At 50.5% G+C, this 24,024-nt stretch carries 42 protein-coding genes; 36 read left to right on the top strand and 6 right to left on the bottom strand.

Annotated elements, in window-relative coordinates; translation table 11 throughout:
- The first annotated feature begins 14 nt into the window (after positions 1-14).
- The 30 genes from rplC to arfA all read left to right on the top strand — a co-directional run bounded on the left by rplC (position 15) and on the right by arfA (position 14,510).
- Positions 15-644 carry a 50S ribosomal protein L3 gene (gene rplC / locus OGV69_RS11460; RefSeq protein ID WP_003031117.1) on the top strand — a complete coding sequence of 210 codons (630 nt, stop codon included), beginning with the start codon at positions 15-17 and terminating at the stop codon, positions 642-644.
- A gap of 10 nt (positions 645-654) precedes the next feature.
- Complete coding sequence (gene rplD / locus OGV69_RS11455; protein WP_000424395.1) at positions 655-1,260, top strand: 50S ribosomal protein L4; 606 nt, start codon at positions 655-657, stop codon at positions 1,258-1,260.
- On the top strand, positions 1,257-1,559 hold the full coding sequence (gene rplW / locus OGV69_RS11450) for a 50S ribosomal protein L23 (RefSeq protein ID WP_000617546.1): 303 nt from the start codon (positions 1,257-1,259) through the stop codon (positions 1,557-1,559). The genes rplD and rplW overlap by 4 nt, the downstream gene beginning before the upstream one ends.
- 17 nt (positions 1,560-1,576) lie before the next feature.
- Positions 1,577-2,398: a 50S ribosomal protein L2 gene (gene rplB, locus OGV69_RS11445; RefSeq protein ID WP_038634702.1), complete on the top strand. Its 822-nt coding sequence runs from the start codon at positions 1,577-1,579 to the stop codon at positions 2,396-2,398.
- Between the two features lie 16 nt (positions 2,399-2,414).
- Positions 2,415-2,693: a 30S ribosomal protein S19 gene (gene rpsS, locus OGV69_RS11440; protein WP_001138115.1), complete on the top strand. Its 279-nt coding sequence runs from the start codon at positions 2,415-2,417 to the stop codon at positions 2,691-2,693.
- Between the two features lie 14 nt (positions 2,694-2,707).
- Positions 2,708-3,040 carry a 50S ribosomal protein L22 gene (gene rplV, locus OGV69_RS11435; RefSeq protein WP_000448832.1) on the top strand — a complete coding sequence of 111 codons (333 nt, stop codon included), beginning with the start codon at positions 2,708-2,710 and terminating at the stop codon, positions 3,038-3,040.
- A 17-nt stretch (positions 3,041-3,057) separates the two neighbouring features.
- A complete protein-coding gene (gene rpsC, locus OGV69_RS11430; protein ID WP_000529945.1) occupies positions 3,058-3,759 on the top strand; it encodes a 30S ribosomal protein S3 in 702 nt (233 codons plus the stop codon).
- Between the two features lie 12 nt (positions 3,760-3,771).
- On the top strand, positions 3,772-4,182 hold the full coding sequence (rplP, locus tag OGV69_RS11425; RefSeq protein ID WP_000941208.1) for a 50S ribosomal protein L16: 411 nt from the start codon (positions 3,772-3,774) through the stop codon (positions 4,180-4,182).
- On the top strand, positions 4,182-4,373 hold the full coding sequence (gene rpmC, locus OGV69_RS11420; RefSeq protein WP_000644742.1) for a 50S ribosomal protein L29: 192 nt from the start codon (positions 4,182-4,184) through the stop codon (positions 4,371-4,373). The genes rplP and rpmC overlap by 1 nt, the downstream gene beginning before the upstream one ends.
- On the top strand, positions 4,373-4,627 hold the full coding sequence (gene rpsQ, locus OGV69_RS11415) for a 30S ribosomal protein S17 (protein WP_003031120.1): 255 nt from the start codon (positions 4,373-4,375) through the stop codon (positions 4,625-4,627). The genes rpmC and rpsQ overlap by 1 nt, the downstream gene beginning before the upstream one ends.
- Positions 4,628-4,790: 163 nt before the next feature.
- On the top strand, positions 4,791-5,162 hold the full coding sequence (gene rplN / locus OGV69_RS11410; protein WP_000613954.1) for a 50S ribosomal protein L14: 372 nt from the start codon (positions 4,791-4,793) through the stop codon (positions 5,160-5,162).
- A 10-nt stretch (positions 5,163-5,172) separates the two neighbouring features.
- Positions 5,173-5,487: a 50S ribosomal protein L24 gene (gene rplX, locus OGV69_RS11405; RefSeq protein ID WP_004106345.1), complete on the top strand. Its 315-nt coding sequence runs from the start codon at positions 5,173-5,175 to the stop codon at positions 5,485-5,487.
- Between the two features lie 14 nt (positions 5,488-5,501).
- Positions 5,502-6,041, top strand: coding sequence for a 50S ribosomal protein L5 (gene rplE, locus OGV69_RS11400; RefSeq protein ID WP_003031123.1), 540 nt, complete (start codon positions 5,502-5,504; stop codon positions 6,039-6,041).
- Positions 6,042-6,055: 14 nt separating this feature from the next.
- Positions 6,056-6,361 (top strand): 30S ribosomal protein S14, encoded by a 306-nt coding sequence (rpsN, locus tag OGV69_RS11395; protein ID WP_003031125.1) that lies wholly within the window; start codon positions 6,056-6,058, stop codon positions 6,359-6,361.
- A 30-nt stretch (positions 6,362-6,391) separates the two neighbouring features.
- A complete protein-coding gene (gene rpsH / locus OGV69_RS11390; protein WP_003031127.1) occupies positions 6,392-6,784 on the top strand; it encodes a 30S ribosomal protein S8 in 393 nt (130 codons plus the stop codon).
- 12 nt (positions 6,785-6,796) lie between these two features.
- Entirely contained in the window at positions 6,797-7,330 is a 534-nt protein-coding gene (rplF, locus tag OGV69_RS11385; protein WP_006687355.1) for a 50S ribosomal protein L6, read from the top strand.
- Between the two features lie 9 nt (positions 7,331-7,339).
- Positions 7,340-7,693, top strand: a complete 354-nt coding sequence (rplR, locus tag OGV69_RS11380) for a 50S ribosomal protein L18 (protein ID WP_000358956.1) — start codon at positions 7,340-7,342, stop codon at positions 7,691-7,693.
- A 14-nt stretch (positions 7,694-7,707) separates the two neighbouring features.
- A complete protein-coding gene (gene rpsE / locus OGV69_RS11375) occupies positions 7,708-8,211 on the top strand; it encodes a 30S ribosomal protein S5 (protein ID WP_003031131.1) in 504 nt (167 codons plus the stop codon).
- 3 nt (positions 8,212-8,214) lie between these two features.
- Positions 8,215-8,394, top strand: coding sequence for a 50S ribosomal protein L30 (gene rpmD, locus OGV69_RS11370; protein ID WP_001140434.1), 180 nt, complete (start codon positions 8,215-8,217; stop codon positions 8,392-8,394).
- A gap of 3 nt (positions 8,395-8,397) precedes the next feature.
- The gene (gene rplO, locus OGV69_RS11365) at positions 8,398-8,832 is read left to right on the top strand and encodes a 50S ribosomal protein L15 (protein WP_001238917.1); all 435 of its coding nucleotides are present in this window, start codon (positions 8,398-8,400) and stop codon (positions 8,830-8,832) included.
- A gap of 7 nt (positions 8,833-8,839) precedes the next feature.
- The gene (secY, locus tag OGV69_RS11360; protein WP_001118864.1) at positions 8,840-10,171 is read left to right on the top strand and encodes a preprotein translocase subunit SecY; all 1,332 of its coding nucleotides are present in this window, start codon (positions 8,840-8,842) and stop codon (positions 10,169-10,171) included.
- Between the two features lie 30 nt (positions 10,172-10,201).
- Complete coding sequence (gene rpmJ, locus OGV69_RS11355; RefSeq protein WP_000868187.1) at positions 10,202-10,318, top strand: 50S ribosomal protein L36; 117 nt, start codon at positions 10,202-10,204, stop codon at positions 10,316-10,318.
- A gap of 146 nt (positions 10,319-10,464) precedes the next feature.
- Complete coding sequence (gene rpsM / locus OGV69_RS11350) at positions 10,465-10,821, top strand: 30S ribosomal protein S13 (RefSeq protein WP_003031135.1); 357 nt, start codon at positions 10,465-10,467, stop codon at positions 10,819-10,821.
- A gap of 16 nt (positions 10,822-10,837) precedes the next feature.
- Complete coding sequence (gene rpsK / locus OGV69_RS11345) at positions 10,838-11,227, top strand: 30S ribosomal protein S11 (RefSeq protein ID WP_003031137.1); 390 nt, start codon at positions 10,838-10,840, stop codon at positions 11,225-11,227.
- Positions 11,228-11,260: 33 nt separating this feature from the next.
- The gene (gene rpsD, locus OGV69_RS11340) at positions 11,261-11,881 is read left to right on the top strand and encodes a 30S ribosomal protein S4 (RefSeq protein WP_003031138.1); all 621 of its coding nucleotides are present in this window, start codon (positions 11,261-11,263) and stop codon (positions 11,879-11,881) included.
- 25 nt (positions 11,882-11,906) lie between these two features.
- Positions 11,907-12,896, top strand: coding sequence for a DNA-directed RNA polymerase subunit alpha (locus OGV69_RS11335; RefSeq protein WP_003031139.1), 990 nt, complete (start codon positions 11,907-11,909; stop codon positions 12,894-12,896).
- Between the two features lie 40 nt (positions 12,897-12,936).
- Entirely contained in the window at positions 12,937-13,320 is a 384-nt protein-coding gene (gene rplQ / locus OGV69_RS11330; RefSeq protein WP_001216370.1) for a 50S ribosomal protein L17, read from the top strand.
- 107 nt (positions 13,321-13,427) lie between these two features.
- The gene (locus tag OGV69_RS11325; protein ID WP_038634662.1) at positions 13,428-13,796 is read left to right on the top strand and encodes a DnaJ family domain-containing protein; all 369 of its coding nucleotides are present in this window, start codon (positions 13,428-13,430) and stop codon (positions 13,794-13,796) included.
- Between the two features lie 10 nt (positions 13,797-13,806).
- Positions 13,807-14,232 carry a Zn(2+)-responsive transcriptional regulator gene (gene zntR, locus OGV69_RS11320; protein ID WP_038634659.1) on the top strand — a complete coding sequence of 142 codons (426 nt, stop codon included), beginning with the start codon at positions 13,807-13,809 and terminating at the stop codon, positions 14,230-14,232.
- Positions 14,233-14,291: 59 nt separating this feature from the next.
- The gene (gene arfA / locus OGV69_RS11315; protein WP_038634656.1) at positions 14,292-14,510 is read left to right on the top strand and encodes an alternative ribosome-rescue factor ArfA; all 219 of its coding nucleotides are present in this window, start codon (positions 14,292-14,294) and stop codon (positions 14,508-14,510) included.
- Here arfA and mscL read toward each other — a convergent pair.
- The 5 genes from mscL to def form a co-directional block, all read right to left on the bottom strand.
- Positions 14,507-14,920, bottom strand: a complete 414-nt coding sequence (mscL, locus tag OGV69_RS11310; protein ID WP_003031152.1) for a large-conductance mechanosensitive channel protein MscL — start codon at positions 14,918-14,920, stop codon at positions 14,507-14,509. The genes arfA and mscL overlap by 4 nt on opposite strands.
- A 141-nt stretch (positions 14,921-15,061) precedes the next feature.
- Positions 15,062-16,438, bottom strand: coding sequence for a Trk system potassium transporter TrkA (trkA, locus tag OGV69_RS11305; RefSeq protein WP_006687350.1), 1,377 nt, complete (start codon positions 16,436-16,438; stop codon positions 15,062-15,064).
- Positions 16,439-16,459: 21 nt separating this feature from the next.
- Positions 16,460-17,749, bottom strand: a complete 1,290-nt coding sequence (gene rsmB / locus OGV69_RS11300; protein WP_069325297.1) for a 16S rRNA (cytosine(967)-C(5))-methyltransferase RsmB — start codon at positions 17,747-17,749, stop codon at positions 16,460-16,462.
- Positions 17,750-17,800: 51 nt separating this feature from the next.
- Positions 17,801-18,748, bottom strand: coding sequence for a methionyl-tRNA formyltransferase (gene fmt, locus OGV69_RS11295; RefSeq protein WP_069325296.1), 948 nt, complete (start codon positions 18,746-18,748; stop codon positions 17,801-17,803).
- Between the two features lie 14 nt (positions 18,749-18,762).
- Positions 18,763-19,272, bottom strand: coding sequence for a peptide deformylase (gene def / locus OGV69_RS11290; RefSeq protein WP_038634641.1), 510 nt, complete (start codon positions 19,270-19,272; stop codon positions 18,763-18,765).
- A gap of 129 nt (positions 19,273-19,401) precedes the next feature.
- On the opposite strand from def, the gene dprA reads away from it, so the two are divergent.
- The 6 genes from dprA to OGV69_RS11260 are packed head-to-tail and all read left to right on the top strand — an operon-like array spanning position 19,402 to position 23,194.
- The gene (gene dprA / locus OGV69_RS11285; RefSeq protein ID WP_069325295.1) at positions 19,402-20,526 is read left to right on the top strand and encodes a DNA-protecting protein DprA; all 1,125 of its coding nucleotides are present in this window, start codon (positions 19,402-19,404) and stop codon (positions 20,524-20,526) included.
- Complete coding sequence (gene smg, locus OGV69_RS11280; protein ID WP_038634635.1) at positions 20,498-20,971, top strand: DUF494 family protein Smg; 474 nt, start codon at positions 20,498-20,500, stop codon at positions 20,969-20,971. Before dprA ends, smg begins: the two co-directional genes overlap by 29 nt.
- Positions 20,972-20,997: 26 nt before the next feature.
- Positions 20,998-21,540: a DNA topoisomerase family protein gene (locus OGV69_RS11275; protein WP_069325294.1), complete on the top strand. Its 543-nt coding sequence runs from the start codon at positions 20,998-21,000 to the stop codon at positions 21,538-21,540.
- A 4-nt stretch (positions 21,541-21,544) separates the two neighbouring features.
- The gene (tsaC, locus tag OGV69_RS11270) at positions 21,545-22,117 is read left to right on the top strand and encodes an L-threonylcarbamoyladenylate synthase type 1 TsaC (RefSeq protein WP_069325293.1); all 573 of its coding nucleotides are present in this window, start codon (positions 21,545-21,547) and stop codon (positions 22,115-22,117) included.
- Between the two features lies 1 nt (position 22,118).
- On the top strand, positions 22,119-22,940 hold the full coding sequence (gene aroE / locus OGV69_RS11265; RefSeq protein ID WP_069325292.1) for a shikimate dehydrogenase: 822 nt from the start codon (positions 22,119-22,121) through the stop codon (positions 22,938-22,940).
- Positions 22,937-23,194, top strand: coding sequence for a DUF1488 family protein (locus tag OGV69_RS11260; protein WP_038634625.1), 258 nt, complete (start codon positions 22,937-22,939; stop codon positions 23,192-23,194). Before aroE ends, OGV69_RS11260 begins: the two co-directional genes overlap by 4 nt.
- On the opposite strand, the gene OGV69_RS11255 is transcribed toward OGV69_RS11260, so the two are convergent.
- Positions 23,170-23,724: a gamma carbonic anhydrase family protein gene (locus OGV69_RS11255; protein ID WP_038634622.1), complete on the bottom strand. Its 555-nt coding sequence runs from the start codon at positions 23,722-23,724 to the stop codon at positions 23,170-23,172. The two genes, OGV69_RS11260 and OGV69_RS11255, sit on opposite strands and share 25 nt — an antisense overlap.
- Between the last annotated feature and the right edge of the window lie 300 nt (positions 23,725-24,024).

Here is a 24,024-nt window from a genome sequence, read left to right as displayed (position 1 = left end):
GAGAGGTTGATACAATGATTGGTTTAGTCGGTAAAAAAGTGGGTATGACCCGCATCTTCACTGAAGATGGCGTCTCTATCCCAGTAACCGTTATCGAAGTTGAAGCAAACCGCGTTACTCAGGTTAAAGATCTGGCTAACGACGGCTACCGCGCTGTTCAGGTTACCACCGGTGCTAAAAAAGCTAACCGTGTAACTAAGCCGGAAGCTGGCCACTTTGCTAAAGCTGGCGTAGAAGCTGGCCGCGGCCTGTGGGAGTTCCGTCTGGCAGATGGTGAAGAATACACCGTTGGTCAGAACATTAGCGTTGAACTGTTTGCTGACGTTAAAAAAGTTGACGTAACCGGTACCTCTAAAGGTAAAGGTTTCGCTGGTACCGTTAAGCGCTGGAACTTCCGTACCCAGGACGCTACTCACGGTAACTCCTTGTCTCACCGCGTTCCGGGTTCTATCGGTCAGAACCAGACTCCGGGCAAAGTGTTCAAAGGCAAGAAAATGGCAGGTCAGCTGGGCAACGAACGTGTAACCGTTCAGAGCCTGGACGTAGTACGTGTTGACGCTGAGCGCAACCTGCTGCTGGTTAAAGGTGGTGTTCCGGGTGCGACCGGTTGCGACCTGATCGTTAAACCAGCTGTGAAGGCGTAAGGGGATAGCAATGGAATTAGTATTGAAAGACGCGCAGAGCGCGCTGACTGTTTCCGAAACTACCTTCGGTCGTGATTTCAACGAAGCGCTGGTTCACCAGGTTGTTGTTGCTTATGCAGCTGGTGCTCGTCAGGGTACTCGTGCTCAGAAGACTCGTGCTGAAGTAACTGGTTCAGGCAAAAAGCCGTGGCGCCAGAAAGGTACCGGCCGTGCGCGTTCAGGTTCTATCAAGAGCCCGATCTGGCGTTCAGGTGGCGTGACCTTCGCTGCTCGCCCGCAGGACCACAGTCAAAAAGTTAACAAAAAGATGTACCGCGGCGCGCTGAAAAGCATCCTGTCCGAACTGGTACGTCAGGATCGTCTGATCGTTGTCGAGAAGTTCTCTGTAGAAGCGCCTAAAACTAAGCTGCTGGCACAGAAACTGAAAGACATGGCTCTGGAAGATGTGCTGATCATCACCGGTGAGCTGGACGAAAACCTGTTCCTGGCTGCGCGCAACCTGCACAAGGTTGACGTACGCGATGCAACTGGTATCGACCCGGTTAGCCTGATCGCCTTCGACAAAGTCGTAATGACTGCTGATGCTGTTAAGCAAGTTGAGGAGATGCTGGCATGATTCGTGAAGAACGTCTGCTGAAGGTGCTGCGTGCACCGCACGTTTCTGAAAAAGCGTCTACTGCGATGGAAAAAACTAACACCATCGTTCTCAAAGTTGCTAAAGACGCGACCAAAGCAGAGATCAAAGCTGCTGTGCAGAAACTGTTTGAAGTCGAAGTCGAAGTCGTTAACACCCTGGTAGTTAAAGGGAAAGTTAAACGTCACGGACAGCGTATCGGTCGTCGTAGCGACTGGAAAAAAGCTTACGTCACCCTGAAGGAAGGCCAGAATCTGGACTTCGTCGGCGGCGCTGAGTAAGTCGGAGGAGTAATACAATGGCAGTTGTTAAATGTAAACCGACATCTCCGGGTCGTCGCCACGTTGTTAAAGTGGTCAACCCAGAGCTGCACAAGGGCAAACCTTTTGCTCCGCTGGTTGAAAAAAACAGCAAATCCGGTGGTCGTAACAACAATGGCCGTATCACCACTCGTCACATCGGTGGTGGTCACAAGCAGGCTTATCGTATTGTTGACTTCAAACGCAACAAAGACGGTATCCCAGCAATTGTTGAACGTCTTGAGTACGATCCGAACCGCTCCGCGAACATCGCGCTGGTTCTGTACAAAGACGGTGAACGCCGTTACATTCTGGCCCCTAAAGGCCTGAAAGCTGGCGACCAGGTTCAATCTGGCGTTGATGCTGCAATCAAAGCAGGTAACACCCTGCCGATGCGCAATATCCCGGTTGGTTCTACCGTTCATAACGTAGAAATGAAACCAGGTAAAGGCGGTCAGCTGGCACGTTCCGCTGGTACTTACGTTCAGATCGTTGCTCGTGATGGTGCTTATGTCACCCTGCGTCTGCGTTCTGGTGAAATGCGTAAAGTCGAAGCAGACTGCCGTGCAACTCTGGGCGAAGTTGGCAATGCTGAGCATATGCTGCGCGTTCTGGGTAAAGCAGGTGCTGCACGCTGGCGTGGTGTTCGTCCTACCGTTCGCGGTACTGCGATGAACCCAGTCGATCACCCACATGGTGGTGGTGAAGGTCGTAACTTTGGTAAGCACCCGGTAACTCCGTGGGGCGTTCAGACCAAAGGTAAGAAGACCCGCAGCAACAAGCGTACTGATAAATTCATCGTACGTCGCCGTAGCAAATAATTTTAGAGGATAAGCCATGCCACGTTCTCTCAAGAAAGGTCCTTTTATTGACCTGCACTTGCTGAAGAAGGTAGAGAAAGCGGTGGAAAGCGGAGACAAGAAGCCCCTGCGCACTTGGTCCCGTCGTTCAACGATCTTTCCTAACATGATCGGTTTGACCATCGCTGTCCATAATGGTCGTCAGCACGTTCCGGTATTTGTTTCCGACGAAATGGTCGGTCACAAACTGGGTGAATTCGCACCGACTCGTACTTATCGCGGCCACGCTGCTGATAAAAAAGCGAAGAAGAAATAAGGTAGGAGGAAGAGATGGAAACTTTAGCTCAACATCGCCATGCTCGTTCTTCTGCTCAGAAGGTTCGCCTTGTTGCAGACCTGATTCGCGGTAAGAAAGTGTCGCAGGCTCTGGATATTCTGACCTACACCAATAAGAAAGCGGCTGTACTGGTTAAGAAAGTCCTGGAATCTGCCATTGCTAACGCTGAACACAACGATGGCGCTGACATTGACGATCTGAAAGTTACGAAAATTTTCGTAGACGAAGGCCCGAGCATGAAGCGCATTATGCCGCGTGCAAAAGGTCGTGCAGATCGCATCCTGAAGCGCACCAGCCACATTACTGTGGTTGTGTCCGATCGCTGAGACTCTGGAGACTAGCAATGGGTCAGAAAGTACATCCTAATGGTATTCGCCTGGGTATTGTAAAACCATGGAACTCAACCTGGTTTGCGAACACCAAAGAATTCGCTGACAACCTGGACAGCGATTTTAAAGTACGTCAGTACCTGACTAAGGAACTGGCTAAAGCGTCTGTATCTCGTATCGTTATCGAGCGTCCGGCTAAGAGCATCCGTGTGACCATTCACACCGCTCGCCCGGGTATCGTTATCGGTAAGAAAGGCGAAGACGTAGAAAAACTGCGCAAAGTCGTAGCTGATATTGCTGGCGTTCCTGCCCAGATCAATATCGCCGAAGTGCGTAAACCTGAACTGGACGCAAAATTGGTTGCTGACAGCATCACTTCTCAGCTGGAACGTCGCGTTATGTTCCGTCGTGCTATGAAGCGTGCTGTACAGAACGCAATGCGTCTGGGCGCTAAAGGTATTAAAGTTGAAGTTAGCGGCCGTCTGGGCGGCGCGGAAATCGCACGTACCGAATGGTACCGCGAAGGTCGCGTACCGCTGCACACTCTGCGTGCTGACATCGACTACAACACCTCTGAAGCGCACACCACTTACGGTGTAATCGGCGTTAAAGTGTGGATCTTCAAAGGCGAGATCCTGGGTGGTATGGCTGCTGTTGAACAACCGGAAAAACCGGCTGCGCAACCTAAAAAGCAGCAGCGTAAAGGCCGTAAATAAGGAGCGTCGCTGATGTTACAACCAAAGCGTACAAAATTCCGTAAAATGCACAAAGGCCGTAACCGCGGTCTGGCTGCTGGCGCGGATGTTAGCTTCGGCAGCTTCGGTCTGAAAGCTGTTGGCCGTGGTCGTCTGACTGCCCGTCAGATCGAAGCAGCACGTCGTGCTATGACCCGTGCAGTTAAGCGTCAAGGTAAGATCTGGATCCGTGTATTCCCGGACAAACCGATCACTGAAAAGCCGCTGGCAGTGCGTATGGGTAAAGGTAAAGGTAACGTGGAGTATTGGGTTGCCTTGATTCAGCCGGGTAAAGTCCTGTATGAAATGGACGGCGTACCGGAAGAGCTGGCCCGTGAAGCATTCAAGCTGGCAGCAGCGAAACTGCCGATTAAAACCACCTTTGTAACTAAGACGGTGATGTAATGAAAGCAAAAGAGCTGCGTGAGAAGAGTGTTGAAGAGCTGAACACCGAGCTGCTGAATCTGCTGCGTGAGCAGTTCAACCTGCGTATGCAGGCTGCAAGTGGCCAGCTGCAACAGTCTCACCTGTTGAAGCAAGTGCGTCGTGATGTCGCACGCGTTAAGACTTTACTGACTGAGAAGGCGGGTGCGTAATGACCGATAAAATCCGTACTCTGCAAGGTCGCGTTGTTAGCGATAAAATGGAGAAATCCATCGTTGTTGCTATCGAACGTTTTGTGAAACACCCGATCTACGGTAAATTCATTAAGCGTACGACCAAACTGCACGTACATGACGAGAACAACGAATGCGGTACTGGTGACGTGGTTGAAATCCGCGAATGCCGTCCGCTGTCCAAGACCAAGTCCTGGACGCTGGTTCGCGTTGTAGAGAAAGCTGTTCTGTAATACAGTAGGCATTCTCAACGAATAAACGGCTCAGCGATGAGCCGTTTATTTTTTCTACCCATATCGTTTGAGCGGTGTTATAATGCCGCGCCCCCGATATGGGGCTTTTTTAACGACCTGATTTTCGGGTCTCAGTAGTAGTTGACATTAGCGGAGCACTAAAATGATCCAAGAACAGACTATGCTGAACGTCGCCGACAACTCCGGTGCACGTCGCGTAATGTGTATCAAGGTTCTGGGTGGCTCGCACCGTCGCTACGCAGGCGTCGGCGATATCATCAAGATCACCATCAAGGAAGCAATTCCGCGTGGTAAGGTCAAAAAAGGTGATGTGCTGAAGGCGGTAGTGGTGCGCACCAAGAAGGGTGTTCGTCGCCCGGACGGTTCTGTCATTCGCTTCGATGGTAATGCATGCGTTATTTTAAACAATAACAGCGAGCAACCTATCGGTACGCGTATTTTTGGGCCGGTAACTCGTGAACTTCGTAACGAGAAGTTCATGAAAATTATCTCTCTGGCACCAGAAGTACTCTAAGGAGCGAATCATGGCAGCGAAGATCCGTCGTGATGACGAAGTTATCGTGTTAACCGGTAAAGATAAAGGTAAACGCGGTAAAGTTAAGAATGTCTTGTCTTCCGGCAAGCTCATTGTTGAAGGTATCAACCTGGTTAAGAAACACCAGAAGCCGGTTCCGGCTCTGAACCAACCAGGCGGCATCGTTGAAAAAGAAGCTGCTATTCAGGTTTCTAACGTTGCAATCTTCAACGCGGCAACCGGCAAGGCTGACCGTGTAGGCTTTAGATTCGAAGACGGCAAAAAAGTCCGTTTCTTCAAATCTAACAGCGAAACTATCAAGTAATTTGGAGTAGTACGATGGCGAAACTGCATGATTACTACAAAGACGAAGTAGTCGCTAAACTCATGACTGAGTTTAACTACAATTCTGTCATGCAAGTCCCTCGGGTCGAGAAGATCACCCTGAACATGGGTGTTGGTGAAGCGATCGCTGACAAGAAACTGCTGGATAACGCAGCAGCTGACCTGACAGCAATCTCCGGTCAAAAACCGCTGATCACCAAAGCACGCAAATCAGTTGCAGGCTTCAAAATCCGTCAGGGCTATCCGATCGGCTGTAAAGTAACTCTGCGTGGCGAACGCATGTGGGAGTTCTTTGAGCGTCTGATCACTATTGCTGTTCCACGTATCCGTGACTTCCGTGGCCTGTCCGCTAAGTCATTCGATGGTCGTGGTAACTACAGCATGGGTGTCCGTGAGCAGATCATCTTCCCAGAAATCGACTACGATAAAGTCGACCGCGTGCGTGGTTTGGATATTACCATTACCACTACTGCGAAATCTGACGAAGAAGGCCGTGCTCTGCTGGCTGCCTTTGACTTCCCGTTCCGCAAGTAAGGTAGGGTTACTGAATGGCTAAGCAATCAATGAAAGCACGCGAAGTAAAGCGCGTAGCTTTAGCTGATAAGTACTTCGCAAAACGCGCTGAACTGAAAGCTATTATCTCTGATGTGAACGCGACCGACGAAGATCGTTGGAACGCAGTTCTGAAGCTGCAGTCTCTGCCGCGTGATTCCAGCCCGTCCCGTCAGCGTAACCGCTGCCGTCAAACAGGTCGTCCGCATGGCTATGTGGGCAAGTTCGGGTTGAGCCGTATCAAACTGCGTGAAGCCGCTATGCGCGGTGAAGTACCAGGCTTGAAAAAGGCTAGCTGGTAATTACCAATTGAATCACGGGAGTAAAGACAGATGAGCATGCAAGATCCGATCGCGGATATGCTGACCCGTATCCGTAACGGTCAGGCCGCGAATAAAGCTGCGGTCACCATGCCTTCCTCCAAGCTGAAAGTGGCAATTGCCAACGTGCTGAAGGAAGAAGGTTTTATTGAAGATTTTAAAGTTGAAGGCGACACCAAGCCGGAACTGGAACTTACTCTTAAGTATTTCCAGGGTAAAGCTGTTGTAGAAAGCATTCAGCGTGTCAGTCGCCCAGGTCTGCGCATTTATAAGCGTAAAGACGAGCTGCCGAAGGTTATGGCTGGCATGGGTATCGCAGTTGTTTCTACCTCTAAAGGTGTTATGACTGATCGTGCAGCGCGCCAGGCTGGTCTTGGTGGCGAAATTATCTGCTACGTAGCCTAATCGGAGGAAAAAATGTCTCGTGTTGCTAAAGCACCGGTCGTTATTCCTGCCGGCGTTGATGTAAAAATCAACGGTCAGGTTATTACGATCAAAGGTAAAAACGGCGAGCTGACTCGTACTCTCAACGATGCTGTTGCAGTAAATCATGCAGATAATGCACTGACCTTCGGTCCGCGTGATGGTTACGCAGATGGATGGGCTCAGGCTGGTACCGCGCGTGCCCTGCTGAATGCAATGGTTGTCGGTGTTACCGAAGGCTTCACTAAGAAGCTGCAGCTGGTTGGTGTAGGTTATCGTGCAGCGGTCAAAGGGAATGTAGTAAACCTGGCTTTAGGTTTCTCTCATCCAGTTGATCATCAGCTGCCGGCAGGTATCACTGCAGAATGTCCGACTCAGACTGAAATCGTGCTGAAAGGCGCTGATAAACAGCTGATCGGTCAGGTTGCGGCAGATCTGCGCGCCTACCGTCGTCCTGAGCCTTACAAAGGCAAGGGTGTTCGTTACGCCGACGAAGTCGTGCGTACCAAAGAGGCTAAGAAGAAGTAAGGTAACACTATGGATAAGAAATCTGCTCGTATCCGTCGTGCGACCCGCGCACGCCGCAAGCTCAAAGAGCTGGGCGCAACTCGCCTGGTGGTACATCGTACCCCGCGTCATATTTACGCACAGGTAATTGCACCGAACGGTTCTGAAGTTCTGGTAGCTGCTTCTACTGTAGAAAAAGCTATCGCTGAACAACTGAAGTACACCGGTAACAAAGACGCTGCAGCAGCTGTGGGTAAAGCTGTCGCCGAACGCGCTCTGGAAAAAGGCATCAAAGATGTGTCCTTTGACCGTTCCGGGTTCCAATATCATGGTCGTGTCCAGGCACTGGCAGATGCTGCCCGTGAAGCTGGCCTTCAGTTCTAAGGTAGAGGTGTAAGATGGCTCACATCGAAAAACAAGCTGGCGAACTGCAGGAAAAGCTGATCGCGGTAAACCGCGTATCTAAAACCGTTAAAGGTGGTCGTATTTTCTCCTTCACAGCTCTGACTGTAGTTGGCGATGGTAACGGTCGCGTTGGTTTTGGTTACGGTAAAGCGCGTGAAGTTCCAGCAGCGATCCAGAAAGCGATGGAAAAAGCCCGTCGCAATATGATTAACGTCGCGCTGAACCACGGCACCCTGCAGCACCCGGTTAAGGGTACTCACACGGGTTCTCGTGTATTCATGCAGCCGGCTTCCGAAGGTACCGGTATCATCGCCGGTGGTGCAATGCGCGCCGTTCTGGAAGTCGCTGGAGTTCGTAACGTTCTGGCTAAAGCGTATGGTTCCACCAACCCGATTAACGTGGTTCGTGCAACTATCGACGGTCTGGAAAATATGAAATCTCCGGAAATGGTCGCTGCCAAGCGTGGTAAATCCGTTGAAGAAATTCTGGGGAAATAAACCATGGCAAAGACTATTAAAATTACTCAAACCCGCAGTGCAATCGGTCGTCTGCCGAAACACAAGGCAACGCTGCTTGGCCTGGGTCTGCGTCGTATTGGTCACACCGTAGAACGCGAGGATACTCCTGCAGTTCGTGGTATGGTCAACGCGGTTTCCTTCATGGTTAAAGTTGAGGAGTAAGAGATGCGTTTAAATACTCTGTCTCCGGCCGAAGGCTCCAAAAAGGCGGGTAAACGCCTGGGTCGTGGTATCGGTTCTGGCCTCGGTAAAACCGGTGGTCGTGGTCACAAAGGTCAGAAGTCTCGTTCTGGCGGTGGCGTACGTCGCGGTTTCGAGGGTGGTCAGATGCCTCTGTACCGTCGTCTGCCGAAATTCGGCTTCACTTCACGTAAAGCAGCGATTACAGCCGAAGTTCGTCTGTCTGACCTGGCTAAAGTTGAAGGCGGTGTTGTAGACCTGAACACGCTGAAAGCAGCTAACATTATCGGTATCCAGATCGAGTTCGCGAAAGTGATCCTGGCTGGTGAAGTCACTACTCCGGTAACTGTTCGTGGCCTGCGTGTTACTAAAGGCGCTCGTGCTGCTATCGAAGCTGCTGGCGGTAAAATCGAGGAATAAGTAGCAGATGGCTAAACAACCGGGATTAGATTTTCAAAGTGCCAAAGGTGGCTTAGGCGAGCTGAAACGCAGACTGCTGTTTGTAATCGGTGCGCTTATTGTGTTCCGTATTGGCTCTTTCATTCCGATCCCTGGTATTGATGCCGCTGTACTTGCCAAACTGCTTGAGCAACAGCGAGGCACCATCATTGAAATGTTTAACATGTTCTCTGGTGGTGCTCTCAGCCGTGCTTCTATCTTTGCTCTGGGGATCATGCCGTATATTTCGGCGTCGATCATTATCCAGCTGCTGACGGTGGTTCATCCAACGTTGGCAGAAATTAAGAAAGAAGGGGAGTCTGGTCGTCGTAAGATCAGCCAGTACACCCGCTACGGTACTCTGGTGCTGGCGATATTCCAGTCGATCGGTATTGCTACCGGTCTGCCGAATATGCCTGGTATGCAGGGCCTGGTAATGAATCCAGGCTTTGCATTCTATTTCACCGCTGTTGTAAGTCTGGTTACAGGGACTATGTTCCTGATGTGGTTGGGCGAACAGATTACTGAACGTGGTATCGGCAACGGTATCTCAATCATTATCTTCGCCGGTATTGTTGCGGGACTCCCGCCAGCCATTGCCCATACTATCGAGCAAGCGCGTCAAGGCGACCTGCACTTCCTCGTGTTGCTGTTGGTTGCAGTATTAGTATTTGCAGTGACGTTCTTTGTTGTATTTGTTGAGCGTGGTCAACGCCGTATTGTGGTAAACTACGCGAAACGTCAGCAAGGTCGTCGTGTCTATGCTGCACAGAGCACACATTTACCGCTGAAAGTGAATATGGCGGGGGTAATCCCGGCAATCTTCGCTTCCAGTATTATTCTGTTCCCGGCGACCATCGCGTCATGGTTCGGGGGCGGGACTGGTTGGAACTGGCTGACAACAATTTCGCTGTATTTGCAGCCTGGGCAACCGCTTTATGTGTTACTCTATGCGTCTGCAATCATATTCTTCTGTTTCTTCTACACGGCGTTGGTTTTCAACCCGCGTGAAACAGCAGATAACCTGAAGAAGTCCGGTGCATTTGTACCAGGAATTCGTCCGGGAGAGCAAACGGCGAAGTATATCGATAAAGTAATGACCCGCCTGACTTTGGTTGGTGCGCTCTACATTACCTTTATCTGCCTGATCCCGGAGTTCATGCGTGATGCAATGAAAGTACCGTTCTACTTTGGTGGGACCTCACTGCTTATCGTTGTTGTCGTGATTATGGACTTTATGGCTCAAGTGCAAACTCTGATGATGTCAAGTCAGTACGAGTCTGCATTGAAGAAGGCGAATCTGAAAGGCTACGGCCGTTAACAGTCGCCCGAGAAGTTACGGAGAGTAAAAATGAAAGTTCGTGCTTCCGTCAAGAAATTATGCCGTAACTGCAAAATCGTTAAGCGTGATGGTGTCATCCGTGTGATTTGCAGTGCCGAGCCGAAGCATAAACAGCGCCAAGGCTGATTTATTCGCATATTTTTCTTGCAAAGTTGGGTTGAGCTGGCTAGATTAGCCAGCCAATCTTTTGTATGTCTGTGCGTTTCCATTTGAGTATCCTGAAAACGGGCTTTTCAGCATGGTGCGTACATATTAAATAGTAGGAGTGCATAGTGGCCCGTATAGCAGGCATTAACATTCCTGATCAGAAACATGCTGTGATCGCATTAACTTCGATCTACGGCGTCGGCAAGACCCGTTCTAAAGCCATTCTGGCTGCAGCGGGTATCGCTGAAGATGTTAAGATCAGTGAGCTGTCTGAAGAACAAATCGACACGCTGCGTGACGAAGTTGCCAAATTTGTCGTTGAAGGTGATCTGCGCCGTGAAGTTAGCATGAGCATCAAGCGCCTTATGGACCTTGGTTGCTATCGCGGTTTGCGTCATCGTCGTGGTCTCCCGGTTCGCGGTCAGCGTACCAAGACCAACGCACGTACCCGTAAGGGTCCGCGCAAACCGATCAAGAAATAATCGGGGTGATTGAATAATGGCAAAGGCACCAATTCGTGCACGTAAACGTGTAAGAAAACAAGTCTCTGACGGCGTGGCTCATATCCATGCTTCTTTTAACAACACCATCGTTACCATTACTGATCGTCAGGGTAACGCACTGGGTTGGGCAACAGCCGGTGGTTCCGGTTTCCGTGGTTCTCGCAAATCCACTCCGTTTGCAGCTCAGGTTGCAGCAGAGCGTTGCGCTGAAGCCGTAAAAGAATACGGTATCAAGAATCTGGAAGTTATGGTCAAAGGACCGGGTCCAGGTCGCGAATCTACTGTTCGTGCTCTGAACGCCGCTGGTTTCCGCATCACTAATATTACTGATGTGACTCCGATCCCTCATAACGGTTGTCGTCCGCCGAAAAAACGTCGCGTATAACGCTGTCGTTTCTAGGATTGTTGGAGAAAGAAAATGGCAAGATATTTGGGTCCTAAGCTCAAGCTGAGCCGTCGTGAGGGCACTGACTTATTCCTTAAGTCTGGCGTTCGCGCGATCGATACCAAGTGTAAAATTGAACAAGCTCCTGGCCAGCACGGTGCGCGTAAACCGCGTCTGTCTGACTATGGTGTGCAGTTGCGTGAAAAGCAAAAAGTTCGCCGTATCTATGGTGTGCTGGAGCGTCAGTTCCGTAACTACTACAAAGAAGCAGCACGTCTGAAAGGCAACACCGGTGAAAACCTGTTGGGTCTGCTGGAAGGTCGTCTGGACAACGTTGTATACCGTATGGGCTTCGGTGCCACTCGTGCAGAAGCACGTCAGCTGGTCAGCCATAAAGCAATTATGGTAAACGGTCGTGTTGTTAACATCGCTTCTTATCAGGTTAGTCCGAATGACGTTGTTAGCATTCGTGAGAAAGCGAAGAAGCAGTCTCGCGTGAAAGCCGCTCTGGAGCTGGCTGAGCAGCGTGAAAAGCCAACCTGGCTGGAAGTTGATGCTGGCAAGATGGAAGGTACGTTCAAGCGTAAGCCGGAGCGTTCTGATCTGTCTGCGGACATTAACGAACACCTGATCGTCGAGCTTTACTCCAAGTAAAGCTTAGTACCAAAGAGAGGACACAATGCAGGGTTCTGTGACAGAGTTTCTAAAACCGCGCCTGGTAGATATCGAGCAAGTGAGTTCGACGCACGCCAAGGTGACCCTTGAGCCTTTAGAGCGTGGCTTTGGCCATACTTTGGGTAACGCACTGCGCCGTATTCTGCTCTCATCGATGCCGGGTTGCGCGGTGACCGAGGTTGAGATTGATGGTGTACTACATGAGTACAGCACCAAAGAAGGCGTTCAGGAAGATATCCTGGAAATCCTGCTCAACCTGAAAGGGCTGGCGGTGAGAGTTCAGGGTAAAGATGACGTTATTCTTACCTTGAATAAATCTGGCATTGGCCCTGTGACTGCAGCCGACATTACCCATGATGGTGATGTCGAAATCGTCAAGCCACAGCACGTGATCTGCCACCTGACCGATGAGAACGCATCTATTAGTATGCGCATCAAAGTTCAGCGCGGTCGTGGTTATGTGCCGGCTTCTACCCGAATTCATTCGGAAGAAGATGAGCGCCCAATCGGCCGTCTGCTGGTCGACGCATGCTACAGCCCTGTAGAGCGTATTGCCTACAATGTTGAAGCAGCGCGTGTAGAACAGCGTACCGACCTGGACAAGCTGGTCATCGAAATGGAAACCAACGGCACAATCGATCCTGAAGAGGCGATTCGTCGTGCGGCAACCATTCTGGCTGAACAACTGGAAGCTTTTGTTGACTTACGTGATGTACGTCAGCCGGAAGTTAAAGAAGAGAAACCAGAATTCGATCCGATCCTGCTGCGCCCTGTTGACGATCTGGAATTGACTGTCCGCTCTGCTAACTGCCTCAAAGCAGAAGCTATCCACTATATCGGTGATCTGGTACAGCGTACTGAGGTTGAGCTTCTTAAGACGCCTAACCTTGGTAAAAAATCTCTTACTGAGATTAAAGACGTGCTGGCTTCCCGTGGACTGTCTCTGGGCATGCGCCTGGAAAACTGGCCACCGGCAAGCATCGCTGACGAGTAACCGGATCACAGGTTAAGGTTTTACTGAGAAGGATAAGGTCATGCGCCATCGTAAGAGTGGTCGTCAACTGAACCGCAACAGCAGCCATCGCCAGGCTATGTTCCGCAATATGGCAGGTTCACTGGTTCGTCATGAAATCATCAAGACGACTCTGCCGAAAGCGAAAGAGCTGCGTCGCGTAGTTGAGCCGCTGATTACTCTTGCCAAGACTGATAGCGTAGCTAATCGTCGTCTGGCATTCGCCCGTACTCGTGATAACGAGATCGTGGCAAAACTGTTTAACGAACTGGGCCCGCGTTTCGCGAGCCGCGCCGGTGGTTACACTCGCATTCTGAAGTGTGGTTTCCGTGCAGGCGACAACGCGCCGATGGCATACATCGAGCTGGTTGATCGTTCAGAGAAAACAGAAGCTGCTGCAGAGTAATCTGTAGTAACGTAAAAAAACCCGCCTCGGCGGGTTTTTTTATATCCGCCATATCCCCACTTATCTACAATATCTGTACTCTTTTTGTTCATCCCCTGGAGCGTCATATGTGGTTACTGGACCAGTGGGCGGAGCGCCATATTATTGCTGCACAGTCTAAAGGCGAGTTTGATGATTTACCTGGTACAGGCGAACCGCTTACTCTTGACGATGATTCCCATATTCCGCCTGAACTTCGGGCCGGATACCGTTTATTAAAAAATGCAGGCTGCCTTCCACCTGAGCTTGAGCAGCGCAGAGAGGCGATCCAGCTGCTTGAAATACTCGCGGGGATCCGCAAAGATGATCCCAGTTATCAGGAAGTCAGTCGAAGGTTGTCGCTACTGGAGCTAAAACTTCGCCAGGCTGGACTTAGCACCGAATTTTTACACGGCGAATACGCAGATAAGCTGCTACAGAAGATCAACGACAAATAGCGGAGAGAGCATGTACCGAATTGGTGAATTAGCGAAGCTGGCTGACGTGACGCCGGATACTATCCGTTACTATGAAAAGCAGCAGATGATGGAACATGAAGTACGTACCGAAGGCGGGTTTCGCCTCTACACGGAAAGTGATCTTCAGCGTCTTAAGTTTATTCGTTATGCCCGTCAGCTTGGTTTTACACTGGAGTCGATTCGCGAACTGCTTTCGATCCGCATAGATCCAGAGCACCATACCTGCCAGGAATCAAAAGGGATCGTTCAGGAAAGATTACAAGAGGTCGAAGCGCGCATAGCGGAGCTTCAGGCGATGCAACGATCGTTACAGCGATTAAATGATGCGTGCTGTGGTAAAGCACACAGCAGTGTGTACTGTTCTATTCTTGAAGCACTTGAACAAGGCGCCAGCGGGACACTATCAGACCGTTGATTTTTTGCACGGTCAGGTCTACACTCCCGGCGTAAATTACCCCACAAACTGGAGAGAGTATGAGCCGTTATCAGCATACCAAAGGACAGATAAAGGACAACGCCATTGAGGCGCTTCTGCATGATCCACTGTTCAGGCAGCGCGTTGAGAAAAATAAGAAAGGGAAAGGAAGTTATCTACGTAAAGGTAAACATGGCAATCGGGGAAACTGGGAGGCCAGTGGCAAGAAAGTGAAGCACTTTTTTACCACTGGCCTTTTTGTTTCAGTGAACGCTTAAGAGCGGTTATTCTGTTCTTTCAGCAGGTCACGAATTTCACTTAGTAATACTTCTTCTTTAGATGGTGCTGGGGGCGCCGCTGGCTCTTCAGCTTTTTTACGATTCAATTTATTGATCAGTTTGATTGCCATAAAGATAGCAAACGCAACAATAATGAAATCGAAGACATTCTGAATGAATACGCCGTAATGCATGACCACCGCCGGGATGTCTCCCTGCGCATCACGTAACGTTAAAGCAAACTGTTTAAAATCAATCCCACCAATTAACAACCCCAGTGGCGGCATGATGATATCGGCAACCAGTGATGAAACGATCTTACCGAATGCCGCACCAATAATGACACCCACTGCCAAATCGACAACATTCCCGCGCATCGCGAATTCGCGAAACTCTTTAATAATGCTCATTTTATTCTCCCTATGCAGCTGACGTTTATAAGTTTAACAAATGTTTAGGCAATTTCCATTTATGTATTGCTGAAAGGAAAAATTATTAGGCCCTGATAAATAAAGGGAAATAAAAAAGGCGCTATATTAGCGCCTAAATTATTACAGGAAGAAGGGGCTTGGCTGGAATAAGCGCTCGACGTCGGTAATAAACTTTTTATCTGTCAGGAACATAATAACGTGATCGCCTTGTTCAATACGCAGGTTGTCATTGGCAATCATCACATCATTACCCCGTACAACAGCGCCAATAATGGTGCCGGGCGGAAGTTTAATTTCATCAATCGAGCGACCTACTACCCGTGATGTTGTCTCATCACCGTGTGCGACGGCTTCAATGGCTTCCGCTACGCCGCGGCGTAGTGATGAAACACCAACAATATCAGCTTTACGAACATGGCTCAGGAGTGCGGAGATGGTCGCCTGCTGCGGTGAAATCGCAATATCGATCACGCTGCCCTGCACCAGATCGACGTACGCTCTGCGTTGGATCAGCACCATCACTTTCTTGGCGCCCATTCGTTTAGCCAGCATCGCCGACATGATGTTAGCTTCATCGTCATTGGTCACCGCGATGAACAGATCAACCTGATCGATGTGTTCTTCCGCCAGAAGCTCTTGATCCGAAGCATCGCCAAAAAAGACGATCGTATTTTGCAGTTTCTCTGCAAGCTCCGATGCGCGCTGCTGATTACGCTCGATCAGTTTGACGCTGTAATCTTTTTCCAGACGCCGCGCGAGCCCTGCACCGATATTACCGCCACCGACTAACATAATGCGTTTGTACGGCTTTTCCAGACGCTGTAGCTCGCTCATGACGGCGCGAATGTGCTGTGATGCCGCGATAAAGAAGACTTCATCACCCGCTTCAACGATGGTAGAACCCTGCGGGCGAATTGGCCTGTCATGACGGAATATCGCCGCAACGCGGGTATCGATATGCGGCATGTGATCGCGCATGGTCGACAACGCATTACCGATTAGCGGTCCGCCGTAATAAGCTTTCACGACCGCCAGACTGACTTTGCCCTCGGCAAAATTCACGACCTGCAATGCGCCCGGATATTCAATCAGGCGATAAATGCTATCGATAACCAGTTGCTCAGGCGCAATCAGATGATCGATTGGGACGGCATCGGATTGAAATAGCTTGTCTGCATCGCGAACGTAATCCGGTGAACGAATACGGGCGATACGGTTAGGAGTATTAAACAGGGAATAAGCTACCTGGCAGGCAACCATATTTGTTTCATCTGAGCTGGTTACGGCAACCAGCATATCGGCATCGTCGGCACCAGCTTCACGCAATACACGGGGATGTGAACCATGTCCTTGCACGACGCGGAGATCAAACTTGTCCTGCAAGCTGCGCAGGCGCTCACCATTGGTATCGACTACCGTGATATCGTTGTTCTCTCCGACCAGGTTTTCAGCCAGCGTACCGCCAACTTGCCCTGCGCCAAGAATGATAATTTTCATCAGTCGCGACCCGTTATCTCATCACTTTTTGATTAGCTTAGCGTAAAAGAAGCCATCGCCATCTTCTGCACCCGGTAAATTCTGACGTCCCGGCTGCGCTGGCGTACCGGTTTCGCTTAACACCGCATCCGGTGTGCGTGCAAGGAACGCGGCGATCTGCTGTTGGTTTTCTTCTGGCAGAATAGAACAGGTTGCATAGACCAGCGTGCCGCCCGGCTTAAGGTGTGTCCAGGTCGCGTTGAGGATCTCGGCCTGCAACTGAGCGAGTTCGGCAATATCACGATCGCGACGCAGCCATTTGATATCCGGATGGCGACGGATCACACCAGTGGCAGAACATGGAGCGTCCAGCAAAATACGGTCAAACTGTTGCTTACCGCACCACTGCTGCGGATAGCGACCATCACCCTGCTTCACGGTTGCTTTCATACCCAGGCGTTTCAGGTTGTCATACACGCGAGACAGGCGTTTATCGTCGACATCGACTGCCATCACGTTCGCATTTGGCGCGACCTCCAGAATATGGGTGGTCTTGCCGCCGGGAGCGCAACATAAATCAAGGATCTGCTCTCCGTTTTGTGGCTGCAGATAGCTGACGCAACCCTGGGCAGAGGCATCCTGAACGGTGACCCAACCTTGCTCAAAACCTGGCAGGGCGAGCACGGGGGCTGGTGTTTCCAGACGGACCGCATCCGGGTAATCCGGATGAGGGAAACCGGTCAATCCTGCTTCGGCGAGTAGTTCCAGCCAGGCGTCGCGCGTATGGTGGTTGCGATTAACACGGAGCCACATTGGCGGGCGTTGATTATTAGCCTCAAGGATGGCTTCCCATTGCTGTGGATAAGCGGCTTTAATACGTTTTACCAGCCAGGAGGGGTGTAAGAAACGTAGATCGCTTTGTGCGAACTCGGTCAGTAGTTCTTCCTGACGGCGCTGGAACTGGCGTAATACACCATTGATCAGCCCTTTCAACTGCGGACGCTTAATCACTACCGCGCCTTCTACGGTTTCGGCCAGCGCAGCATGGGGTGGGATACGGGTATGCAGCAGTTGGTAGAAGCCCACCATGATCAGGTAGTGAACGGTACGCTGTTTGCCCGTCATCGGACGTTCCATCAGTTGCTGGATCATCCACTCCAGTTGCGAGAGTGTGCGCAATACGCCGAAGCAAAGCTCTTGCAACAGCGCTTTATCTTTATCGGCAACTTTTTGCTGCATGGCGGGCAGCACGTTGCTTAATGATTGCCCCTTTTCGACAACCTGCTCGACGGCCTGGGCTGCCATACTGCGTAAATTAAGATGTTTTTTCATAAGTGCAAAAATAAAAATGCCCGGTCACACCGGGCTTAAAGAGATGAACCGTCAGGCCAGACGGTTTCCGGGCACAAACCACTCCCGGCGCGAATTAAGCAGATCCTGCGCACTCATGGCTTTTTTGCCTGCAGGCTGCAAAGAGACGAGATTCAGGATGCCGTCGCCTGTTGCAACCTGGATACCCTGACGGTTCGCTTCCAGAATTGTGCCTGGTTCAGCGTTAACGGGCGTATCGATAACCGTCGCCTGCCAAATTTTTACTGGTTGCTCGTCGATGACGATATAGCTCATTGGCCACGGGTTAAAGGCGCGGATGCAGCGCTCCAACTGAGCGGCCGAAAGTGACCAGTCGATACGGGCCTCTTCTTTACTGAGTTTCTCTGCATGCGTAACCAGTGATTCATCTTGTACCACGGGGTTTATCGTGCCAGCAGCCAACTGTTTTAGCGTTTCAATCAGCCCCTGAGGCCCCAGGTCCGCCAGCTTGTCGTATAAAGAACCGCTGGTATCTTCTGCCGTAATCGGGCAGGAGAGCTTAAGCAACATATCACCGGTGTCGAGACCAACATCCATTTGCATGATGGTAACGCCCGTTTCGCTATCGCCAGCCCACAGTGAACGTTGAATCGGTGCTGCGCCACGCCAGCGTGGAAGCAGGGAACCGTGAACGTTGATACAACCCAGGCGCGGCATTTCCAGCACGGCTTTTGGCAGAATCAGTCCATATGCCACTACCACCATCACGTCTGCGTGTAAATCAGCAACCAATTGTTGGTTTTCCTGAGGGCGAAGAGAGACGGGCTGGAATACCGGTATCCCTTTTTCTTCTGCCAACACTTTTACCGGGCTGGGCATCAGCTTTTTACCGCGTCCCGCAGGGCGGTCCGGTTGGGTAAACACGCCAACGACGTTATGTCCAGAAGACAACAGCGCGTCAAGGTGACGCGCTGCAAAGTCAGGTGTACCCGCAAAAATAATACGTAGTGAGTCTGACACGTTGATTCTTGTCCTTAAGCTCGGGCGTTCAGGCGGTCGAGTTTTTCAACTTTCTGACGAATACGTTGTTGCTTCAACGGAGACAGATAATCGATAAACAGTTTACCGACCAGGTGATCCATTTCATGTTGAATGCAGATAGCGAGCAGGCCATCGGCTTCCAGTTCAAAAGATTTACCGTCGCGATTGAGCGCACGAATTTTTACTTTCTCAGCGCGTGGTACTAACGCACGCTGTTCGGGGATAGACAGGCAACCTTCTTCAATGCCGGTTTCGCCATCTTTCTCCAGCAGCTCTGGGTTGATTAAAACCAACTGCTCGTCGCGATTTTCAGAGACATCAATAACAATGATGCGCTGATGGATATCGACCTGTGTTGCCGCCAGACCGATACCCTCTTCTGCGTACATCGTTTCGAACATATCATCAACGATACGCTGAATTTCTGCATTCACTTCTTCAACCGGTTTTGCGACTTTGCGAAGGCGCTCGTCCGGAATATGTAACACTTGCAAAACTGACATAGTTATCCAGAGTTGTGTTCAGGAGTTGAAAAGATTATTACCTCTATTCTAGACAAAACCCCCTCTGATTGACAGCATCAGTGACCAATCGCAAAGATTGCCAGGACTGCTTGTGGCAGGGGAGCAGGGATGACCCAAATTGAAATTTGGCTACGTTTAGCGCAAGTGAATGAACTGTATGGTGATGAGATGGTGCGTCTTGCCCACTGGCTCAATGCCCAACCTTGTATTAACAACACGATACTCCAGCACGCAGGATTATCTTCCCGCCAGGCAATGCGCTTTTTAACCTTTTCAGAGCAGTTACTGGAAAAAACGCTGCGCTGGTTGGAGCAGTCGAATCACCATTTAGTGGTTGCCGACAGCGAGCATTATCCGCCCCAGCTGCGCGCGATTGAAGATTATCCTGGGGTACTTTTCGTTGCCGGTACTCCCGCATGCCTGCATTCATTTCAGGTGGCCGTCGTCGGTAGTCGCCAGCATTCATGGTATGGCGAACGTTGGGGGCGATTATTTTGCGAAAAGCTTGCCGCGTTTGGGGTGACGATAACCAGTGGGCTGGCCCGGGGAATTGATGGCGTGGCGCATCATGCGGCGATAAACCGACAAGGCACGAGTATTGCGGTGCTGGGAAATGGGCTTGAGACCATTCATCCACGACAGCATGTCCGTCTCGCCGAACGTCTGATCGATTCCGGAGGCGCATTGGTGTCTGAGTTCCCATTAGATACGATCCCGCTGCCGCGCAATTTTCCCCGACGAAATCGCATTATCAGTGGTCTAAGTAAAGGTGTCCTGGTCGTTGAGGCCGCGCAACGTAGCGGTTCATTGGTCACGGCACGCTGTGCGCTGGAGCAGGGGCGGGAGGTTTTTGCTTTGCCTGGGCCGATTGGGAGTCCGGGAAGTGAAGGCCCACATTGGCTTATTCAGCAGGGAGCCACGCTTGTGACCGCACCAGAGGAAATTCTGGAAAATTTGCAATATGGGCTGCAATGGTTGCCAGATGAACCTGAAAAATCAATTTATTCGCCAGATCACGAAGAGGTGGCATTGCCATTTCCTGAGCTCCTGGCTAACGTAGGAGATGAGGTAACACCTGTTGACGTCGTCGCTGAACGTGCCGGCCAACCTGTGCCAGAGGTAGTGGCTCAACTACTCGAACTGGAGTTAGCAGGATGGATCGCAGCTGTACCCGGCGGCTATGTCCGATTGAGGAGGGCATGCCATGTTCGACGTACTAATGTATTTGTTTGAGACATATATCCATAACGAAGCTGAGCTGCGAGTGGATCAGGACAAACTGGAACGGGATCTTACCGACGCTGGTTTTGATCGTGAAGACATCTACAACGCGTTACTGTGGCTGGAAAAGCTTGCTGATTATCAGGATGGCCTTGCCGAACCTATGCAGCTAGCATCTGATCCTCTTTCTCTGCGTATTTATACGGCAGAAGAATGTGAACGGCTGGATGCGAGTTGTCGCGGATTCTTGCTATTCCTGGAGCAGATTCAGGTGCTAAACCTCGAAACGCGAGAAATGGTAATTGAGCGCGTACTCGCGCTGGATACGGCAGAGTTTGATCTGGAAGACCTGAAGTGGGTGATCCTGATGGTGCTATTCAACATTCCAGGTTGTGAAAATGCCTATCAGCAAATGGAAGAATTACTCTTTGAAGTGAATGAAGGTATGCTGCATTAATCAATCTTCATTCAGTATGAGTTGTTATGGCTAAATCAGCACTGTTTACGGTGCGTAAAAACGAGCCCTGCCCACAATGCGGGGCTGAACTGGTTATTCGCTCCGGGAAACACGGTCCGTTTCTCGGTTGTTCACACTATCCAGAATGCGATTATATCCGTCCGCTGAAATCATCTGCAGACGGGCATATTGTCAAAGTTCTGGAGGGTAAGTTTTGCCCTGCATGTGGCGCTGAGTTGGTATTGCGACAGGGGCGATTCGGTATGTTTATCGGATGCAGTGACTATCCTGCATGCGAGCACACCGAGCTTATCGACAAGCCTGATGAAACAGCAATAGTCTGTCCTCAATGCCAGACCGGTCACCTGGTCCAGCGGCGTTCCCGTTATGGCAAAACTTTTTACTCCTGCGATCGCTATCCGGAGTGCCAGTTTGTTATTAACTTCAAACCGTTAGCTGGAGAATGTCCAGAGTGTCATTATCCGCTACTCATCGAAAAGAAAACCGCGCAGGGTGTGAAGCATTTCTGTGCCAGTAAACAATGTGGAAAGCCGATTTCGGCGGAATAAAAAAGTGAATAATAACCTGCCCACAGGCCCTATCGCTGCTGCAATAGAGGTACTGAACCAAGAGAAAGTCATCGCCTATCCAACAGAAGCTGTATTTGGTGTCGGCTGCGATCCCGACAGCGAAACGGCAGTAAGTCGTTTGTTGGAATTAAAACAACGTCCGGTCGAGAAAGGCTTAATTTTGATTGCGGCCAACTTTGAGCAACTTAAGCCCTATATTGACGATAGCTCGCTTACTGATACTCAACGTGAGGCTATCTTCGCTCGCTGGCCTGGTCCCGTCACCTTTGTTTTCCCGGCGCTTGCGACTACACCTCGTTGGTTGACCGGTCGTTTTGATTCGCTGGCCGTGCGTGTCACCGATCATCCGCTGGTGGTTGCACTGTGCCAGGCTTATGGCAAACCTATAGTTTCCACCAGTGCTAATTTGAGTGGCTTACCGCCTTGCCGAACGGTAGAGGAAGTCCGCGCGCAGTTCGGTATAGACTTTCCCGTTGTTGAAGGAGAGACCGGAGGGCGATTGAATCCTTCGGAGATCCGTGATGCACTGACGGGTGAACAGTTTCGACAGGGGTAATATGAAAGAAGCCTATGCTGTTTTTGGTAATCCGATAGCGCACAGTAAATCGCCTTTTATTCATCAGCAATTTGCAGAGCAGCTGAAGATTGATTACTCCTATGGACGCGTACTGGCGCCGATCAATGACTTTGTGAATTCGCTGAACGCCTTTTTTGCTGAGGGGGGGAAGGGGGCAAATGTCACCGTTCCTTTTAAAGAAGAGGCGTTTGCGCGTGCCGATGAATTAACAGAGCGGGCATCGCTAGCTGGAGCAGTTAACACCCTTAAACGGCTGGAGGATGGACGTTTGCTGGGAGATAACACGGATGGTATCGGTTTATTAAGCGATCTTGAGCGTTTATCTTTCATTCGTCCCGGATCGCGAATTCTGCTGATTGGTGCGGGCGGTGCATCCCGTGGGGTATTGCTACCTCTTCTTTCTATGGATTGTGCGGTAACCATTGTTAATCGTACGGCCTACCGCGCTGAAGAACTGGCACAGCTCTTCTCTCATACCGGTAGCGTGCAGGCGGTGGGAATGGACGAACTTGATAATCGCAGCTTTGATCTGATTATTAACGCGACGTCCAGCGGTATTAGCGGTGAGGTCCCGTCTATTCCTGCATCTCTTATCCATCCCTCCGTCTACTGCTACGACATGTTTTATCAGAAAGGGAATACGCCGTTCCTTTCCTGGTGTGAAAAGCATGGGGCGAAACAGTATGCCGATGGTCTGGGGATGCTGGTGGGGCAAGCTGCACATGCTGTTTTACTCTGGCATGGTGTTTTACCCCAGATTGAGCCGGTCATTAAAAGCATGCAACAGGAATTGTCGGCATGAATCAGGCGATCCAGTTTCCCGATCGAGAAGAATGGCGGACGGATGTAAATGCCATTGTTTTCCCTGCAATGGTTCATGGTATGCAGTTAACATGTGCCATATCGGGAAAGATGTTGGCGTCCCGCTTTGGCGGCGACACGCCTGAACAGTGGCTGGAAACCTTTCGATTACATCGCTGGGACCTGGAAGAAGAGGCCGAAGCATTGATCCAGGACCAGCAGGAAGACGCTCAGGGTTGGGTGTGGTTACTCTGACTTAAATACTCATCTTTCCACTTAACATAGTTGTTAGCTGAGTATTGCAAGCCTGCTTTCTCTTCATCGCTTAATGGACGAATCTGCTTAACCGGGCTTCCCAGGTACAGATATCCACTCTCCAGGCGTTTGTTTTGCGGAACCAGGCTTCCCGCCCCAATCATAACGTCGTCTTCAACAACGACACCGTCCAACAGAATCGATCCCATGCCGACTAATACGCGGTTACCAATGGTACAACCGTGCAGCATGACTTTATGACCAACTGTGACATCTTCACCTACGATCAGCGGATTACCCTGCGGATTGGATGTAGATTTATGTGTGACATGTAGAACGCTGCCGTCCTGAATGTTTGTACGCGCACCGATTTGCACGTAGTTCACGTCGCCACGGATCGCGACCAGTGGCCAAATTCCGACATCATCAGCCAAACGAGCATCGCCAATGACGACACTACTGGTGTCGATCATCACGCGTTTTCCGATCTGTGGGAAAAGATCCTTATAAGGGCGCAGTACATCAGACATGTTTACCTCAGCGAAAATAGAGCGGTAATGAAGACTTTGGTTGGATTATCGAGACTGTGCAAGTGATTTATCTATCAAAAATCAGCCAAATTGCGCAGGAATATAGCGAAAGGGGTGAAAAACAAGCATTCAGCAAAAAAGATCCAAAAAACACTTGTGCTAAAAAATGGGATCCCTATAATGCGCCTCCATCGACACGGCGGATGTGAATCACTTCACGCAAACAGCCCGGTCGGTTGAAGAGAAAAACCTGAAAATGAGGGTTGACTCTGAAAGAGGAAAGCGTAATATACGCCACCT

The organism is Citrobacter sp. Cc139, from assembly GCF_030334645.1.
Lineage (GTDB): Bacteria > Pseudomonadota > Gammaproteobacteria > Enterobacterales > Enterobacteriaceae > Citrobacter > Citrobacter werkmanii.
This window is presented reverse-complemented; position numbering and strand designations above follow the sequence as displayed.